The 17997-nt window shown below is 64.3% G+C and carries 16 protein-coding genes; 11 read left to right on the top strand and 5 right to left on the bottom strand.

Translation table 11 applies throughout. From position 1 onward, the window contains the following. Positions 1-3 precede the first annotated feature (3 nt). Together IPM18_06610 and IPM18_06605 are read right to left on the bottom strand one after the other, a co-directional pair. Positions 4-1488, bottom strand: coding sequence for a hypothetical protein (locus tag IPM18_06610; protein ID MBK9119261.1), 1485 nt, complete (start codon positions 1486-1488; stop codon positions 4-6). Positions 1489-1536: 48 nt separating this feature from the next. Continuing rightward, positions 1537-2448, bottom strand: a complete 912-nt coding sequence (locus tag IPM18_06605; protein ID MBK9119260.1) for a helix-turn-helix domain-containing protein — start codon at positions 2446-2448, stop codon at positions 1537-1539. A 253-nt stretch (positions 2449-2701) separates the two neighbouring features. Between IPM18_06605 and folE the strand changes: the two genes are divergently transcribed. The 8 genes from folE to phrB all read left to right on the top strand — a co-directional run bounded on the left by folE (position 2702) and on the right by phrB (position 11925). Next, the gene (gene folE / locus IPM18_06600; GenBank protein MBK9119259.1) at positions 2702-3346 is read left to right on the top strand and encodes a GTP cyclohydrolase I FolE; all 645 of its coding nucleotides are present in this window, start codon (positions 2702-2704) and stop codon (positions 3344-3346) included. Between the two features lie 195 nt (positions 3347-3541). Next, the gene (locus IPM18_06595; GenBank protein ID MBK9119258.1) at positions 3542-4378 is read left to right on the top strand and encodes a fasciclin domain-containing protein; all 837 of its coding nucleotides are present in this window, start codon (positions 3542-3544) and stop codon (positions 4376-4378) included. Positions 4379-4745: 367 nt separating this feature from the next. Next, a complete protein-coding gene (locus IPM18_06590) occupies positions 4746-5510 on the top strand; it encodes an SDR family oxidoreductase (GenBank protein ID MBK9119257.1) in 765 nt (254 codons plus the stop codon). Positions 5511-5512: 2 nt separating this feature from the next. After that, the gene (locus IPM18_06585; GenBank protein MBK9119256.1) at positions 5513-6886 is read left to right on the top strand and encodes a TIGR01777 family protein; all 1374 of its coding nucleotides are present in this window, start codon (positions 5513-5515) and stop codon (positions 6884-6886) included. A 20-nt stretch (positions 6887-6906) separates the two neighbouring features. Next, positions 6907-8424, top strand: a complete 1518-nt coding sequence (locus IPM18_06580; protein ID MBK9119255.1) for an SDR family oxidoreductase — start codon at positions 6907-6909, stop codon at positions 8422-8424. Next, complete coding sequence (locus IPM18_06575) at positions 8421-8861, top strand: hypothetical protein (protein ID MBK9119254.1); 441 nt, start codon at positions 8421-8423, stop codon at positions 8859-8861. The genes IPM18_06580 and IPM18_06575 overlap by 4 nt, the downstream gene beginning before the upstream one ends. Beyond that, complete coding sequence (locus IPM18_06570) at positions 8858-10498, top strand: cryptochrome/photolyase family protein (GenBank protein ID MBK9119253.1); 1641 nt, start codon at positions 8858-8860, stop codon at positions 10496-10498. The genes IPM18_06575 and IPM18_06570 overlap by 4 nt, the downstream gene beginning before the upstream one ends. Further along, positions 10495-11925 carry a deoxyribodipyrimidine photo-lyase gene (gene phrB / locus IPM18_06565; GenBank protein MBK9119252.1) on the top strand — a complete coding sequence of 477 codons (1431 nt, stop codon included), beginning with the start codon at positions 10495-10497 and terminating at the stop codon, positions 11923-11925. The genes IPM18_06570 and phrB overlap by 4 nt, the downstream gene beginning before the upstream one ends. Before the next feature lie 188 nt (positions 11926-12113). Here phrB and IPM18_06560 read toward each other — a convergent pair whose 3' ends face one another. Next, positions 12114-12668 carry a TetR/AcrR family transcriptional regulator gene (locus IPM18_06560; GenBank protein MBK9119251.1) on the bottom strand — a complete coding sequence of 185 codons (555 nt, stop codon included), beginning with the start codon at positions 12666-12668 and terminating at the stop codon, positions 12114-12116. Between the two features lie 76 nt (positions 12669-12744). After that, entirely contained in the window at positions 12745-14349 is a 1605-nt protein-coding gene (locus IPM18_06555; GenBank protein ID MBK9119250.1) for a redoxin domain-containing protein, read from the bottom strand. A gap of 131 nt (positions 14350-14480) precedes the next feature. Here IPM18_06555 and IPM18_06550 point away from each other — a divergent pair, with 131 nt between their 5' ends. The 3 genes from IPM18_06550 to IPM18_06540 all read left to right on the top strand — a co-directional run bounded on the left by IPM18_06550 (position 14481) and on the right by IPM18_06540 (position 17388). Next, positions 14481-16010, top strand: a complete 1530-nt coding sequence (locus tag IPM18_06550; protein MBK9119249.1) for a hypothetical protein — start codon at positions 14481-14483, stop codon at positions 16008-16010. 308 nt (positions 16011-16318) lie between these two features. After that, the gene (gene lptB, locus IPM18_06545) at positions 16319-17077 is read left to right on the top strand and encodes an LPS export ABC transporter ATP-binding protein (GenBank protein ID MBK9119248.1); all 759 of its coding nucleotides are present in this window, start codon (positions 16319-16321) and stop codon (positions 17075-17077) included. Next, positions 17074-17388 (top strand): DUF167 domain-containing protein, encoded by a 315-nt coding sequence (locus IPM18_06540; protein MBK9119247.1) that lies wholly within the window; start codon positions 17074-17076, stop codon positions 17386-17388. Before lptB ends, IPM18_06540 begins: the two co-directional genes overlap by 4 nt. Here IPM18_06540 and IPM18_06535 read toward each other — a convergent pair. Next, positions 17342-17989, bottom strand: a complete 648-nt coding sequence (locus IPM18_06535) for a biotin--[acetyl-CoA-carboxylase] ligase (GenBank protein MBK9119246.1) — start codon at positions 17987-17989, stop codon at positions 17342-17344. The two genes, IPM18_06540 and IPM18_06535, sit on opposite strands and share 47 nt — an antisense overlap. Positions 17990-17997: the final 8 nt, after the last annotated feature.

The raw sequence follows: 17997 nt of genomic DNA, 5'->3' as shown, positions 1-17997 counted from the left end.
TTCTTACGGGCCACTACCCGTATTGGATGTATGGGTCAGCAGCCAGTCGAGAGCGGCTGCCAACCGATCGCCGATCGCGAGCGTATGGCCATAACCGGAGAGTCGCTCGAAAGTCACGTCGATTCCACCGCGCTGGGCCGCTTCCACGCCGCGCGAAATGCGACTGATCGGGGAAATCGGGTCCTGTGTGCCGGCGTAGATGAGGGTTGCGGGAAACGCGCCACCGTTCGGAAGATTGTTACCACCGGCGAAGCACACGATGGCCGCGATGTTCTCGCTGTAGCGTTTACCGAGCTCGATGGAAGTCGCTGCGCCAAGGGAGTGGCCGAGCAGGTAGATCCGTTGTGGGTCAATGGCATAGTCTGTGCCGAGGGTGGCAAGCAAAGCGGGAAAATGATCGAGCTGGTTGATCGCCAGCTCGGTGCGCGGGGTCACGACAATCATGTTCCGGGTGGCTGCGAGCGTTCGAATGCGGCCGGCACCGTAACCATAGAAGAACATGTTCTCGTCGCCACCGGCGCCGTGATATGCGATGACCAGCGGGCGGGGCTTGGCCGGATCGGCTACGGACCCGGCAAAGACCCGAAAGGGCAGCGGTCCGCGATCCGTCGCGAGCACGCGCCAGGTGTCACCCGCAAGGTTGGCGTAGGGGTTGGCCCCGGCAGCAAGGGTTTGAAGCTCCGCGCGGACGGCTGCGATCAAGGTGTCCATGTCGCTCAGGAGGACCGTCAGGTTGCTGTCGGTCGGTCGGCTCACGAGAAGTTCATTGCGGGCGCGTGCGGAGGCCAATGCCTGCCGATTGTCTGGGGTCTCCGCCACGTTAGCGAGCAGCTCCGCATGTTGAGCGCGGGCCGCCTCCGGTGATTCCTGTACGACACGCCAGCGTGTCAGTGGTGCGAACCAGCCCGCGGCAGCGCCAATTTCGAGGACGTAAGCACCGGTGGGCAGGGTGCGCACGTGGTCGGGCAGCACGATGCGCGCCGTGGGGCGGCTCAAGGCCCGCACTTCCAAATCGGCCGGCTGCTCATGGGCCACGGTGCCCGTGTCGGTATTCCGAATGCGAAGCTGCAGGGTTACCCGGCTCGTGGCCATGAGCCCACCCATGCGCGTACCGTCGAGCTGGACCGTCACCGCCTCCGGCGCATCCCGCACCAGGGTGGGCGGTTCCACGCGGCCACGCAGCTCCGTGATCAGGCCGCGCTCAGGGTGTGGAGCGCCAAATCCTTGCAGGCCAGCGGTCAAGCGGCGCAGCGTCTGGATGGCGTCGGCTTGGCGGCCGAGGAAAAACTGGATACTCGCCTCATCGAAGCGTTCGTTGATCCGAGAAATGTCAGTGGAATCGGGTGGGTGCGCGGCAAGGGTCAGTTCGAGATCAAGATATGCCACCGCGAGATCGCTGCGACCCAGTTCGTTACCGGCGGGCCACACGCAGGCGGTGAGCAAAAGCAATGCAGACAAAGGCGCGAGGAACAAGATGCGTTGCGACACGCCGAGACTCCTTGGTTGTGAGGTCAGGCGACCCGGTGCCTTGCGGCGCTATGGGATCTGGATCGGAAGCACCAATGGGGCCTGGGCACCCGCCCGGCTGGCGAGCACGCCATTCGCGAAGGCGGCCAGTTCCGCCATCGATCGGCCGACGAAGACTTTGTCGCCAAGCGCCGTTCCGATGTTACCCAGACTCTGGCCACCCACCACAAGACGAACGCCCCGTTCGGCCATTTCCTGCGCGAAACGGCGCGCGCCGGCCTCGGTGGCCGGTCGGTCGGGAACGTGGCTGAAGCTCAGCCACGCAAGTGTAGCTTTGTGGTGGTCGACCGCGGCGCGCAGGGCTTCAAAGGGTGTGTTGGGTCCGAGGTTGACGGCGTGATAGCCCTCCGCCGCCAGCACGGTGGCCGCCAACAGGGACGCCAGAATGTACGGGTCACCGGGAATCGCCCCGCCCACCGCTGTCGCAACAGTCGTCCGCGGCTCGAGCGTGGTGTGCAACTGCCAGAGCGCTTCCATGCAGATGTCGGTGGCGCGGTGCTCGATGAAAACGCCGTTCTCGTGGTGTTCCCAGAGGCGGCCGAGACGCTCGAGGGCGGAGCGAACGGGTCCGTCGGCTAAAGCGGCAACGGTCTGCCCACTCAGATAAAGCGACATAACGAGTCCGCGGGCCTCGGGTGCCTGGCCGGCGGCGAGATAGCGATAGAGCAGATCGGCGGGCTCCTCGCCGCCTGTGGTGTCGGCTTGCACCAAATCGAGATCGGTGAATCCGAGCACTTCGGGCCGTACGAGGGGCGTCTTGGTTTCGCGAATGAAGCGGATCGCCTCGGCGATGGGGATGCGGCGGTGCCCGCCGGCGGTACGGGCCACACGGATCAGGCCGTCGTCGGCCCAGCGTTTGAGCGACGACTCGCTTACGCCAATGGCGGTTGCCAGCTCCTTAGGAGACAAAACGGGCTTCAAAAGAAATCCTCTGGTCGTTTTGATCGATTATACAATCCGACCCAAGAATAGCAAGTCCGCATTGTAACGTTATATAAAATAAGCATATTAAGGATGTTCTCCCGAAAACAGGGGCGCTATGCTGGCAGCTCCGCTCAGAATAATTCTGGACGCCCGTTTGACAAACCGATCTTTGTGATGAATACTTAGGACGTTACGAACGAATTGAACGTATTATCGTTCAGGTGTGGGAAGGAGTCGAACTGAGATGTATATGGAAACAGCCATTCCGGGACGGAGCACACCGGTGAGCGGGCTGACATTGCGGCTGCCGGTGACGCCCCAGCAACCCGTGGATGTTGAGCGTATCGAACGGGCCGTGCGGGAGATCCTGCTTGCGATTGGCGAGGACCCCGCCCGGGACGGGCTCCTCGACACTCCAAAGCGTGTCGCCCGGGCATATCGTGAGCTCTTCGCCGGTTTGCGGCAGGATCCCGCGGCCCACCTCGAGCGGGTGTTTGAGCAGGAGACCGACGGTGTTGTGCTGGTGCGCGACATCGAGTTCTTCAGCATGTGCGAGCACCACTTGCTGCCTTTTTTCGGGAAGGCGCATGTCGCCTATCGCCCGAACGGCGATCGCGTGGTCGGCCTGTCGAAGCTGGCACGCACGGTGGACACATTTGCCCGCCGCCCCCAGGTGCAGGAGCGTCTGACCGCGCAAGTCGCCGACGCCATGATGGAGCACCTCCAGCCGGCCGGCGTAGTGGTCATGGTCGAGGCGGAGCATCTCTGCATGTCCATGCGGGGGATCTCGAAGCCCGGCAGTGCAACCGCGACGACGGTCAGCCGGGGGATCTACGCCACGGATGCGGAGGCACGGCGGGAAATCTTGAGTCTGATCCACGGGCACGCCCGGTAGGTGTGACCGTTACCCCATGCAAGAAGGGGCTCGCGCTTTTGCGAGCGAAGAAGGATAGTTTCCAAGGAGCTGATCGTGATGACGAGTGTTGGAATGTTGCGATTGATTTGTGGTGGCTTTGTGCTGGCGGCTGGTTCGAGTGCCGTGCTCGCTCAGTGCGGCGGAGGCGCCGCGAAGGCGAGTAATCCGGTGCGGATGGTGAGCACCTCGGGCAAGGCCGACATCGTGGACACCGCGGTCGCCGCGGGCAGCTTCAAGACGCTGGCGGCGGCGCTGGGCGCGGCCGACCTGGTCGATGCACTGAAAGGTGATGGTCCGTTCACGGTATTTGCTCCCACCGACGAGGCCTTCGCCAAACTCCCCAAGGGCACGGTTGAAGAGCTGCTCAAGCCGGAGAACAAGGCGAAGTTGCAGGCAATCCTGACGTACCACGTCGTAGCCGGCAAGGTCGATTCGAAGGCGGTCATCAAGCTGACCGGGGCGACGACGCTCAATGGGCAGCGGGCCACGATCGCGGTGCAGGATGGCAAAGTGCAGGTCGGCAACGCGACCGTCGTTACCCCGGACGTTGAGGCCAGCAACGGCATTATCCATGTGATCGACACGGTCATGCTCCCGGCGGACAAGAACATCGTCGACACCGCGAAGGGCGCCGGCAAGTTCAACACGCTGCTGAAGGCGGCGGTTGCGGCGGGCCTGGCGGAGACGCTCGCCACCGGCGGTCCGTTCACCGTGTTTGCCCCGACTGATGAGGCGTTCGCCAAGTTGCCGGAAGGCACGCTGGCCGACCTCCTCAAGCCGGAGAACAAGGGCAAGCTGGCTGACATCCTGAAGTTCCATGTGGTTTCCGGTCGGGTGTACTCGCCGGACGCTCTGAAGGCCGGCCAGGCCGAGACGCTGCTGGGGCAGAAGGTTCGCATTCGGGCGGCGGACGGCAAGGCCATGATCAACGATGCGACGATCATCGCCACGGACATCGACGCGTCGAACGGCGTGATTCACGTTATCGACACGGTGATTCTGCCGGGCTAAGACCGGATCTCTGGAAGGGAAAGATGCGAAGCGTTGGTGGAGCGCGGTCTAGAGGGCTCGGCAGGGTAAAACGTGGCGAGAGCGACGCCACGATAACGCGACCGCCGTTGTGCTGGGATGTTTCGATGAAGTCGCGCCTCAATTACCCGCCGAGCCCCCGCGAAATACATGACCGCCCCTGCCACGCCCTGACGGGCGTGACGGGTGGCGGGGTGGAGCGACCGATCGCAAGGTACGCAGGCCAGGACCGGTAAGCGACAAACTCCTCCCTCCCACGTGAGCACCCATGGTCCCTGACCGTGGGTTGCTCTTTTTGAGGGCCCGTTGAGCGGTCCGTGGTTGCCCGCGGATGAGCAGGAGCAGGGCGATGAGCGCAACGACGAGCTTTCGCGACGAGGGTGTTTACGCGGTCGTGGGTGCGACCGGAGGTGTCGGCACTGCGTTGGTCCGGCGGCTCGTGACCGGTGGCGCGCGGGTTGTGGCACTGGGGCGGAACGAAGCGGGATTGAACGCCCTTGCGGCCGATCTGGGGGTGGCCACGCAGGTTTGCATGGCGGCGGATATTGACGCGCTCGATACAGCGCTTGGTGTGGTCGCTGTGCAGCATGACGGGCTTGCGGGTGTTGCGAATTGTGTGGGTTCCCTGTGGCTGCGCCCGGCCCATCAGACCACTGCCGCGGACTTCGAAGCCACCCTGCGAACGAATGTGCATTCGGCTTTCGCCGTTGTAAAGGCGGCCGGCCGGCTGACGAAGGCCCGTGGGGGGTCGGTTGTGCTGGTTTCTTCGGCGGCGGCCCTGGTTGGGTTGGCGAGCCACGAGGCGATCGCAGCGGCCAAGGGCGCCGTCGCGTCCCTGGCGCGCTCGGCCGCTGCGACCTATGCCGGTCAAGGACTGCGGGTGAACGCCGTGGCCCCCGGGCTGACGCGAACACCCCTGACGACCGCCATCACCGCCAATGAGTTGTCACTCAAGGCATCCGTGGCGATGCACGCGCTGGGAAGAATTGGCGAGCCGGACGAGATCGCCGCGGCGATGGTATGGTTGCTCAGCGAGGAAAGCGCGTGGATCACCGGTCAGGTGCTGGGTGTGGATGGCGGCCTTGCGTGCGTGCGGGCGCGGAGCAAAGCTTGAGAATGCAACGATTCACACGGGAGATCCCCCTGTCGGTATCGGCTGATGAAGCGTTTGCCTGGCACGCGCGCCCGGGGGCCTTCGAGCGTCTTTTGCCACCTTGGCAGCGCGTTCGAGTCCTGGAGCGACAAGGCGGGCTGGAGGTCGGGGCACGCCTCAAGCTGCGCTTGCCTGGACTCCTTCCGATTGCGTGGCTGGCCGAACACACGACCTGTGTACCGGGACGCAGCTTCACCGATGTGCAACGTCGTGGTCCGTTTCACACCTGGGAGCACACCCACGAATTCGTGCCTTGCCCAGACGGTACCAGCATTCTTCGTGATACGATTCATTACCGCCTGCCAGGTGGTGCTTGGGGGGCTTGGCTGGGCAGCGGTCGGGTTGGCCGCGAACTTCGACGCATGTTCCGTTACCGGCAGACCGTGACGCGCGAGGATTTGGCCATGCACGCGGCAGAGCAAGCGAAGCCAAGACAGAGGGTGGCGCTGTCGGGCAGCTCCGGTCTGGTGGGTACGGCGCTGCGGACTCTCCTGACGACGGGGGGCCACACCGTGCGGCCACTGGTGCGGCGCGCTGCCGGGGTGGACGAAATCCCCTGGGACCCGCAGCGCGGCGTGGCCGAAGCGGCGGCGTTTGAGGGGCTCGACGCCGTGATTCATCTCGCCGGCGAGAACATCGCGGCCGGACGCTGGACAAGCGCTCGCAAGGCGGCCATCCGCGAGAGCCGTGTGGCGGGGACGCGCTCACTCGTGGACTCCTTGGCGCGCGTCGCGCGGCGGCCCCGCACGTTCCTGTGCGCCTCGGCGGTAGGCATTTATGGAAGCCGTGGCGATGAAGTGCTGACGGAGGGTTCCGCGTCCGGCGAGGGGTTTCTGGCAGAGGTGGCACGCGCGTGGGAAGCCGAAGCGATGCGTGCGACGGAACTGGGAATGCGGGTCGTGCTGATGCGGATCGGCGTGGTGCTCTCGCCCACCGGCGGCATGCTGCGGCAGGTTCTACCGCCGTTCCAGCTTGGTGCCGGGGGACCGGTTGGGAACGGCACGCAGTGGCTTTCGTGGATTTCGCTGGACGATGTGAGCGCGGCAATGCACCACGTACTGCTACACGATGAGGTGCACGGCCCGGTGAACCTCGTGGCGCCAACGCCGGTGACGAATGCGGAATTCGCCCGAACACTGGGGCACGTGCTGGGGCGTCCCACGGTCCTCCGGGTGCCCGAATTCGTGGTTCGCACCATGTTCGGCGAGATGGGCGTGGAGACTGTGCTCGCGAGCGTGCGGGCCACACCGCAGGCACTCGAACGGAGCGGGTTTTGTTTTCGTCACGCCACCCTCGAGGTTGCCCTACGGCACGTACTCGGGCGGGCAGCGGAGTGAACCACAACGAGTTGTCACCAATGGCATGGCCGGCGAGCGACTCTGGATCGGAGGCGCGGTCGGGTCCGCGCACGACAGTCTTTGTGACCGGCGCCACCGGCTATATCGGGGGGCGGCTTGTGCCGCGCCTCTTGGCGGCGGGCTACCGGGTGCGCTGTCTCGCGCGCTCCGCGGGCAAGATTGCGGTGCGCACCTGGGCGAACCACCCGCACGTCGAGATCGTGACGGCCGACGCCCGTGATCGGGCGGCCCTGGCCGCGGCGCTGCGCGGCTGTACCGCAGCGTATTATCTCATTCATTCGATGATTGTGGCTGGACGTACCTACGCAGAACTGGATCGGCGCCTCGCAGAGGGTTTCGCACACGCCGCGGAGGCGGCCGGTGTCGGGCGGATGATCTATCTGGGTGGGCTGGGCGAGACGGGGGCCGGGCTCAGCGAGCACCTGCGCTCGCGCCGCGACGTGGAGCGTGTGCTCGCGGAGACGACGGTCCCTGTGACTGTGCTGCGAGCCGCGATGATCATCGGCTCGGGCTCGGCGTCGTTTGAAATTCTGAGATATCTGGTCGAACGATTGCCGCTTATGGTGACGCCGCGCTGGGTGCAGACGGAATGCCAGCCCATCGCCGTGCGGGACGTGCTTTTCTACCTTGTGGCGTGCCTCGACACCCCCGCAACGATCGGCCGTACACTCGATATCGGGGGGGCGGATGTACGCACCTATCGAGAGTTGATGCAGGGGATGGCCGCCGCCCGGGGGCTCTCCCGGCGCATCATTCTGGCTGTGCCGGTGCTGGCGCCCAAACTGAGTTCGCTGTGGATCCACCTGGTCACGCCGTTGAGCCATGACATTGCGCGCCCCCTGGCGGAGGGCATGAAGAACCGGGTCGTGTGTCGCAACGACGATGCCCAGAAGTTGATGCCGCGCAAGCTGCTTACAGCGCGCGAAGCGATCGAAGTGGCGCTGGGGCGGATCGCGACACACGAGGTAGAGACCGCCTGGAGCGATGCCGGGCCGATTGCCGGCGATCCGGACTGGGCCGGTGGGAAAGTCTTCATCGACGAACGCAGCACGCCGGTTGCGGCGCCGCCGCTGGAGGTCTACCGGGCGGTCTGCCGAATCGGCGGTGGTCAGGGCTACTACTCGTCCGACTGGCTCTGGCGGCTGCGCGGGTGGCTGGATCGACTGGCAGGTGGCCCCGGATTGCGACGCGGACGGCGCAACCCGGAGATGGTGGTCTACGGAGATGCACTCGACTTCTGGCGCGTGACGGCGGCAGAACCCGGCCGTCGACTCCAATTGCGGGCGGAGATGAAATTGCCTGGAGAGGCGGCGCTGGAGTTCCGGATCGAACCGCTCGGGACGACGGGTTCGCGACTGGTACAATCCGCCCGCTTCAAGCCGCGCGGGTTGCTGGGGCTGGCATACTGGTACACGGTGCTGCCACTACATCACTACGTCTTTTCGGGCATGCTGCAGGGAATTCGGCGGACGGCGGAAAATCTGTTCGCCGCCGCGCCACCGGAGGCGGTCGCATGACCGCGGCGGTGGCCACTTTACACGCGTTCGCGACGCTCGCGATGGTGGGACTGATCTGGTTCGTGCAAATCGTGCACTATCCGTTATTTCTGCGGCTTGAGCCCGCGTCGAGCGTGGTGTACGCGGAAGCACATCAGCGCCGCACCACCTGGGTGGTAGCGCCCCTGATGCTGCTGGAGGCCAGCACGGCCCTGTGGCTGGTGTGGGTGCCGCCGCCCGGCGTCTGGCAAGCGTGGCCACTGGTTGCATTCGGCCTGCTCGTGCTCATCTGGTTGTCGACCGCCTTCGTGCAGATTCCCTGCCATGCCCGCCTGGCACGCGGTTTCGACTCAGCCGTGGTGCGACGACTGGTCCACACGAACTGGCTGCGCACGGTGGCATGGACGGTGCGCGGCGTGTTCGCGCTTCAGTTCATGCAGGCAGGGTCGGAAGCATGAGCGCCCGGCGTACGCGGACCCAGGGGCAGGCGGGAAACAAGTCACTGGTTGCGGCGTGGCGCCCCCTCCGCGTGCGGGGCGCGGTTCGCCGCCTGCTGCTTGTACTCGGAGATCAGCTCGACGGGGAAGCGCCGGTGCTGCAGGACCTGGACTCGCGGCACGATGCGATCCTCATGGTGGAAGCCGCGGAAGAAGCTGAGCATGTGCCCAGCCACCGGCAACGAACGGTCGCCTTTCTCGCGACAATGCGGCACTTTGCGTTGGAACGTGCCCAGGCGGGCTATCGGGTGGAGTACGTCGAGCTCGACGACTTACCCAACAGTGGAGTGCTCGCCGAGGAAGTCGGGCGTGCCGTGGAACGGCTGCGCCCGGCGCAACTTGACTTTGTGCGTCCGGGCGAGTGGCGCATTCTGGAATCCCTCGAAGTGTTGGGGGCCGAACTCGGCGTACCCCTGCGCATGCACGAGGACCCGCACTTCTATCTCGCGCCGCAGGAGTTTGCCACCTGGGCGAGTGGGCGCAAGACCCTCGTGCTGGAGCACTTCTACCGCGCGATGCGGCGGCGCTTCGACGTTCTGGTCGATGAGGACGGTCAACCCGAAGGGGGCACCTGGAATTTCGACAGAGAGAATCGCCGGCCCTACCGCGAAGCTGCCCCGCCTCCGCCGCCGCACCGCTTCGAGCCCGATGCCGTCACAAGGGGCGTCATGCGCCTGGTGAATGAGCGTTTCCCGGCGGCCCCCGGCCGCATGGTTTCGTTCCGTTGGCCGGTGACGCCGGCTGCCGCCCGGCAGGCGCTCGAGGACTTCGTACGACACCGGCTGCCGCGTTTCGGTGATTACCAGGATGCGATGGTCACCGGCGCGCCGTGGATGTTTCACTCGCTGCTGTCGGTGCCGTTGAACCTGAAGCTGCTGAATCCACGCGTCGCGGTTGCGGCGGCGATCGAAGCGTATGAGGAAGGCCACGCGCCGCTCAACGCCGTGGAGGGGTTCGTGCGACAACTGATCGGTTGGCGCGAGTTCATTCGCGGCGTGTACTGGCTGGCTGGGCCGTGGTATGGCAAGCGAAACGCCCTGGGCCAGCACGGGTTGTTACCCAATCTGTATTGGACGGGGGCTACGGAGATGCATTGCCTGCGACAGTGTGTCGGTGAAGTGCTCGAACACGGTTTCGGCCACCACATTCAACGGTTGATGGTAACCGGCAATTTCGCCCTCATCGCTGGCGTGAACCCGCGAGCGATCAGCGACTGGTACCTCGCGATGTACGTCGATGCGGTGGATTGGGTCACCCTGCCCAACACGCTCGGCATGGTGATGCACGCGGATGGCGGCATGGTGGGCACCAAACCCTATGCGGCCAGCGGGCGGTACATCGAGCGGATGAGCGACTACTGCCGCGGTTGCCGCTACCGGCCCGGTGCGCGGACCGGGGCGGATGCTTGTCCGTTCACGGTGTTCTATTGGGATTTCCTGCTGCGCAATGAGGACCGGCTGCGCGGGAATCGGCGCATGGCGCTGCCGCTCAAGAATGTGGCACGGTTCGAGGCGCGTGAGCGGCGCGAGATTCGCAGCCACGCAGACGCGCTGCGAGCGGAGTTGGGTATCGGAGCCGTGGAGAGGAGTCGGGAATGAGGGTGCTGGTATGGCTGCGGTCCGATCTGCGCGTGGTGGACAACGCGGCGCTGCGCATGGCGGCGCAGGATGCAACCGACGGCGTACTGGCCGCTTTCCTGTTGCAGCCGCAGCAGTGGCGAGAACACGACTGGGCGGACATCAAGGTGGCGTTTCTGCTGCGAAATCTGCGAGAGCTGCGGGCGGCGCTCGAGAAACTGCGGATTCCGCTGCTGATTCGCACGGTAGCCGACTTTGGCAAGACGCCCGCGGCCATGCAGCAGCTTGTCCGCGAGTACGCCTGTGATGCCGTGTATTGGAATCACGAATACGAGTGGAATGAGGGCAAGCGCGACGCGGCTGTGGCCTACGCCTGCGGGCGCGCCGGAGTGAAAACGCGGGCGTTTCACGATCAGACGATCGTTCCGCCCGCAGCCCTACAGACCGGCCAGGGTGATTTTTACAGCGTCTTCTCTCCCTATCGCAGGGCGTGGCTGCGGCATGTCGATGAACACGCGCTTGGAGAGGTGCTGCCCGCGCCACGCCGTCAGCCCGAACTTGCGGCTGAACCCGATGATCTTCCGGACCGGGTGCCCGGTTTCAACGCTGATCGGGATCGTGCCGATCTCTGGCCGGCTGGGCCGAAAGCCGCCGAGAAGCTGCTGGAAGATTTCGTGGCCGCACGGCTACGCACGTATCACGAGCAGCGCGACACACCGGCGGCTGGGGGAACGAGTCGGCTGTCGCCCTATCTGGCCCTCGGTGTGATCAGCCCGCGGCAGTGTGCCGCGGCCGCGCGGGAGGCGAATGCCGACCGGTTGGATGGTCCGCACCGGGGACCGACGGTGTGGATCAGTGAGCTCATCTGGCGCGAGTTCTACCGTCATGTGCTGGTGGGTTTTCCGCGCGTCAGTCGCCATCGGCCCTTCAAGCCGGATACCGACCGCCTGCCGTGGCGCCAGGATGAGGAGGTCTTTTCGGCATGGTGCGACGGCCGTACGGGCGTGCCGATCGTGGATGCGGGTATGCGGCAGTTGCGGGCGACCGGCTGGATGCACAACCGGCTGCGGATGATCACGGCGATGTACCTGACGAAGGATCTGTTCATCGATTGGCGCTGGGGTGAACGGCACTTCATGCATCACCTGATCGACGGCGACCTGGCGAGCAACAACGGCGGCTGGCAATGGTCGGCCTCAACGGGCACCGATGCGGCCCCCTACTTTCGCATCTTCAATCCATACGCGCAGTCGCAGAGATTTGATCCCGACGGCGCTTTCATTCGGGCCTATGTGCCCGAGCTGCGCGGCCTGTCCGCCCGCGAAATTCACGCCCCAGCGGAACTCCCGGAGCTTGTGCGTGTGACGCTGGACTATCCCGCGCCCCTCGTTGACCACTCCACGGCGCGCGCGGCCATACTCGCAGCGTTCAAACAACTGAGCGGCTAGCCGGTTACGACGCTGCGATTCACTCTTGCAGCATGCGCGGGGTGGGCCGTGGCGCCCACCCCGCACAAACCCCGATCGGATGGCCGGGACCAACCCGGGCGTGCCTGGGCGGCGAAACCAGCACGCACCGATCGGGGGCTGCAAACTCGGACTTAGTGCGCTCTCGCTACCCGGGGTACGAGCATTCGTCAGGCCACAAGGGCCTCCTGCCATTCCTGTGCGAACAACTCATGCCGAATACGCACTTGTGTAGCGGTATAGTCCCACTCCATTGTCAGTGGCCGCCACCCAAGACTGTCGAGCAACAGTGCAATCGTATCGCGCGTGACATCAAACCCCGCGTGAATTCCTAGCTGCACCGTGGCGACGCTAGTGTTGAGCAGTGCACGGGTTCCGAATACGAGGGCCCAGAGCGAGAAAGCCAGCTCGCCGGTCTGTGGCCGGGCGGGCAGGACCAGGTCTCCACACTGCTGCGCAGCGCCGATGACGCCCGTGAGCAACGCCACCATACGACTCTCACACCGGCGTAAGTGGTCGGTGGAGTTTTCTGCGCCCCTGGATAGCTGTGAGGCGACGCGCACAAGCTGTAGGGAGCGGTAGTGGTAGGGAAACAATCGGAAGAACAGTTCATCCGCTTCTGCAAGGGCGAGTAATCGCTCCCGGGAACGGCCTTGAAAGAAGGCCGCTCGTTCGTACAACGCGGTGGCACGCCCCAAAGCAATGATGGTGGATTCAGCACGCATGGTCGCTGCCATTATGGCGGGTGCTGCGAGTCTCCCAACTGTCTCGCAGGAGGCGCTGATGACCAGGCGGGCGGCCTCAGTTCTCGCGCGCGAAATCTACGTGCGACAACTCGATCGCGATCTCACGAGCCGCACGCGTCATGAGGTCGACCGCAAGGATACGGTGATGGTTCGTATCCGCGATGTAGAGCGTATCCCCCCCGACGGCGAGTCCGCCCGGCTCAAACAGTCCGATCGTCGTGCCGGTGCCCCGTTCCGGTCGACCTGTGCCCAGCCAGGTTGTCACGGTCCCGGTTCGCAGGTCGATCGTGCGGATGAGGTGGTTAAAGGTATCCGCCACATAGAGGGTTTCGCCGTGCAGCGCGACGCCCTTCGGATGCTGAAACAGGGCCGTGCCGCCCGTACCGTCACGGTGGCCGAAACCGAAAAGGTCGCCGCTGCCTGCAACCGTGGTTGTACGGCCGCGCGGGCGCGTTTCCACGCGTCGCACGGAGGAAATCTCGGCGTCTGCGACGTAGAGCAAAGTGCCGTCGGTTGCGAGTCCGGAGGGTTGCGCAAAGTGCGCTTGGATGTTCGGTCCGTCGCGGCGGCCTTCGTTGCCTGTTCCGGCCCATGGCCCGATGCGCCCGGAGGCCGGCTCGTAGACCCAGAGCTGATGCGGTCCGGCCATCGCGACAAAGATCCGGTCGCCCACGATGGCAACATCCCAGGGAGAGCTGAGGGGTGTGCGGGAGCCGGGGCGCAGACCGCGCCGCTGAATTTCGCGCGCCTGCGTGCCTGTGCCGGCGATAGTGACCACCCTCCCCGTAGCAAGATCGACCGCTCGCAGGGCGTGGTTGCCGGTGTCGGCGACGTACAGAGTGGCACCGTCAGGCGTCAGCGCAACGCCCTGGGGCTGGTGGAAGCGGGCCTCCGTGGCAGCACCGTCGCGGAACCCCGGAGTGCCGTCGCCCAGGATGCGCTGAACGACGCCTGCCAGATTGCAGACCAACACGCGGTGGTGGTTGGTATCGCTGATGACGAGCCGGTCGCGCGCGGCATCCACCGCGATTTTCCCGGGAAACTGCAGCACCCCCGGTTGAAACGCCGCCGCTTCGGGCCGAAAGCGTCGCGGTGCACCCAGCGTGCCTTTGCGGCGGTGCAGGTCTAGGAGTTGCCGGATACTGCGAACGAGCACGTCGTGGTGTCCCTCGCCGAAATGCGTTGCCACGATGTAGCCCTCGGGATCGATCAGCACAGCCGTGGGCCAGCCGCGTATCACGTAGGCGTTCCAGGTTTGGAGGTCGCTATCGACGGCCACCGGATGGCGGATGTTGTGGCGGAGCACGGCCTTGCGAACATTGGTGGCGTCCTTTTCCTGCGGAAACTTGGCCGAATGCACCCCGACGATGACGAACGGGGCATCTGTAAACTGCTCTGCGAGGTACGCGAGGTCGGGCAGGACGTGCAGGCAATTGATGCAACAGTAGGTCCAGAAGTCGAGCAGCACGACTTGCCCACGGAGATCCGCCATCCGCAGCGGCTCGGAGGTGTTCAGCCAACCGGAGATGCCGGAGAACTCTGGGGCGCGAATGCGCGGCCCGGTGCCTTGGGCGTCGGCCGCGGAGGCGGCGAACAGGATGAGCACGAGTGCGTACCGCGCCCCCGAACGACGACAATGGTCTCGCCACACAGTAATCATGGCATGAAGATGGTAGGCCGCCCAGCGACGTGGTGCAGGTTGCCGATCGAGTCGATCCGCGCGTGTCGCAACACGACGGGAGTGGCGCCTGCGACTTGGCAACCGCCCAGATCCCACGCAGAATAAACCCGGTGAGCCCCGAACCCACACCGCTGCCCCGCTCCATCCGCACGCCCCTCGCGCGCTATGCCGAGATTGTGCAGACCATTTTCATGGGCTTGATCCTCGCATTTATCTTTCGGGCGTTTTTCGTGGAACCGTTCATCATCCCCACCGGATCCATGGCGAATGGTCTGCTAGGCGCCCACGCTGTACGGGTCTGTCCGGCGTGCGGTTGGGAGTTTGTGTTTGCGCCGCTTCCCGGCCAGGCGCCGGCCGAGACCTTTCTCGTGCCCCCGGAAGTGGTTTGCCCGAATTGCCACCAGCGGATCGCCAGCACACCGGAAGAAACGATACCCCGGTCGGGTGACCGCATCCTGGTGCATAAATGGCCCCTGGCGCTTGGTGCCCTGCTTTCTCCGCGCACCTGGGATGTGGTTGTCTTTCGGGATCCATCGGACTATGAGCAGCACTTCATCAAGCGAGTGGTCGGTCGGCCACACGAAACCGTCGAAATCGCCGGTGGTGACGTCTTCATCAATGGTCGGGTATTGCGTAAGCCCGCGCATGTGCAGGCCGCGCTTTGGTTGGTTGTCTTTGACCAGGCCCATGTTCCACACCACGGTGCCGGTGCGGCGCGCCATGCCCGCTGGGTGCGTTTTCCGTCGCCGCAGGATTCGGGGGGCGGCTGGGACGGACTCGACACGCGTGTGCTCCACTTTGATGATTCGAGCAGTGTCAGTAACACGATTGAGTTCAATGCCGATGCCTCCCCTGAGTATCTGGTCGACTTCCATGCCTACAACCGCCGTTCGACCCACACGTTCGCGGGAGATGTGCGGTTGAGTGCGATCGTGCTTTATGAACAAGACACGGGGGCGCTGGTGTGGACCCTCGAGCGCCCGCCGTATGTCTTCACGCTTGAGATCCCGCCGGATGGCCACTTGGCGTTGAGCGGCGCCTGCCTCGATCGCGCCCTGTTCCCCGCGGGTTTCGGGGCGCAGGAGCCGCTACCCAGTTTCAGGCGTGAGGTTACGGTTGGCTCTTTTCATCCGGTCCGTCCGCGGGTGGTGGCTCTGGAATTTGTGGACTACGAGCTGCGCGTGCAGGTCGATGGTCGAACGGTACTGCGCGTGGCGGAATTGGCGGAAATCCCGTTCCCGCCCCCCATCGACTACGTTCGTACACATCCACTGCAAGCTCCGGTGGGCCTCCGTCTCACCGCGGCGCGGACGCGCCTGGCGCTGCACAACCTGCGAATCGAGCGCGATGTCGTGTATGTAGCCCATGGTCCGCAGAATCAGCGCGCCGCGGTCGGTGCCCCATTCCAGTTGCAGGCCGGAGAATACTTCGTGCTGGGTGATAACAGCGCAGACAGTTTCGATAGTCGGGAGTGGACTTCGGGCGGAGTTCACTTGCCGCCGGGGTACCGCCCCGGAACGGTATTGCAAGGGCAGATTGTGGGGCAAGCCGCTTTCGTGTATCTTCCCGGCCTGCTGCCACTCGACCGATCCGGCCGGTGGTATGTGCCGGACTTGGGGCGTGTACGATTTGTACGCTGAGCTTCCAGATGGCGCGGAGTCATACGGGTTGTCAACATCCCGGAAGCGATTTTTGAGCGGTTTCGAGCACAGGCGTGATCGATTCGGATACGGTTACCGCCCAGCGATCAACGGGTGGCACGCTGCGGGCATCGTTATTGTCACAAGCGTCTTTTCTGCAATGACTTGCATCGAATTTGCGAGCGTCTCAGAAAGGTATTCCGCAACTGTTAAGATTTTGTAACGCCCGGACCAGGATGCTGGCTGGCGGTGGCCACTTCTAAACAAGTTGTCCACACTCCTCCCGGCGTAAACCCGAGACGGCATTCATGCTCCTTCAGGCCGACAATCTCGTCAAATCCTACAATGGCCGAACTGTCGTCAACCACGTATGTTACGAAGTTGGCGAACGTGAAATCGTCGGCCTTCTCGGACCGAACGGTGCGGGCAAGACGACCAGTTTCCGTATCACGGTGGGGATGATCTCCGCCAACGAGGGGCGGATTCGATTCAACGGCAATGACATCACCGGGTTACCGATGTACCAGCGTGCCCGCCGCGGAATCGGGTACCTGTCACAAGAGCCCAGTGTCTTTCAACGCCTAAGTGTTGAGGACAACCTGCGGGCCATTGCGGAAACCATGCGATTCACCCGGGCCGATCGCCGCCGTGTCGTGGAGGAACTGCTGGATCAGTTCGGACTGGCACATATTCGTAAGAACCTGGCGAAAACGGTTTCGGGTGGGGAGCGGCGCAAGCTTGAAATTGCCCGAGCACTGATTCCGAAACCCAAGCTGATCCTGTTGGATGAACCGTTCAGTGGTGTCGATCCGAAAGCGGTCGAAGGGTTGCGGCTGGAGATTTTCCGCCTGCGCGACTCCGGCATCGCCATTCTGCTCACGGATCACAACGTCCATGAGACGCTCAAAGTCACCGACCGGAGTTACGTCATCCACGAGGGGGCTGTGCTTCGTTCAGGCGTCCCCGCCGAATTGATCAACGACCCGCTCGTGCGTGAAACTTACCTCGGGGATTCATTCCGGGGCGACGAGTTTGGTCCTGCGCGGCGCGAGTCATTGTCTTCGTGAGTGAACCTCTTCCGGGTCTCGATCTTCGCGGGACCACCAAGGGGGTCGAGTTTTCCGTCAAAGTCGTGCCCGGGGCTTCGCGAACGGGTCCGCTTGGATTGCTCGGTGGGGCCCTCAAGCTTGCGGTATCGGCGCCGCCGGAGGGCGGGAAAGCCAATGCTGCGGTCCTCGAACTGCTGGTCCACATTCTGGGGGTGCGAAAATCCGACGTGCAGATCGTCTCCGGTGCTTCAAAGCCACGGAAGCGCATCGCGGTCACGGGGCTCAGCGCGGAGGAAATTCGTCAACGCCTTCATCAGGTTGATTCCTGACGGTGCATCCACGCTCCCATGCGGCATCAATTTCCTCGGACGCACCCTGCCGGGCCCGCGCTATCCAGGTCTCGCAACTTTGAACGAGTCTGTTCAGCAGCGCTTCCGGGTCAAATCGTGCGAACTGCGTGGGGTCGAGCAATGCTTCGATCGAGGTACACGGCCATTTCGTGCGATCCGGCCACGAACGTGGCACCGCACGGATATTGAGTCCAATACCCACGATCAAGGCCCGTGCCCGCCCCGCCTCCACGATCAATTCGGTCAGGATACCACCGAGCTTGCCACCGCCCGCCAGGATATCGTTGACGGGTTTCAGATGCGCCGGCACGCCGGTCGCGGCCAGTGCTTCGATACAGGCGACACCGGCGGCACGCGTGTAGTCGGTTGTCAACGGGAATGGTTGCGATGCGCCAGGCCAGGCGAGACTCAGATACAATCCGGCGTCGCGCGGCGAGGCCCACTCGCGCCCCCGGGTGCCGCGCCCAGCCGATTGCGCGCGGGCAACGAAACAGGTGGGTTCGGTCAGGTCGCCGGAGCATAGCCAGCGCTGTGCCAACGCATTTGTCGAGTCCGTCGCATCCACGCGCACCACTCGCACGAGCCGGC

Source organism: Phycisphaerales bacterium (genome assembly GCA_016716475.1).
In the GTDB taxonomy this organism is placed as follows: Bacteria; Planctomycetota; Phycisphaerae; order UBA1845; family Fen-1342; genus JADJWG01.
This window is presented reverse-complemented; position numbering and strand designations above follow the sequence as displayed.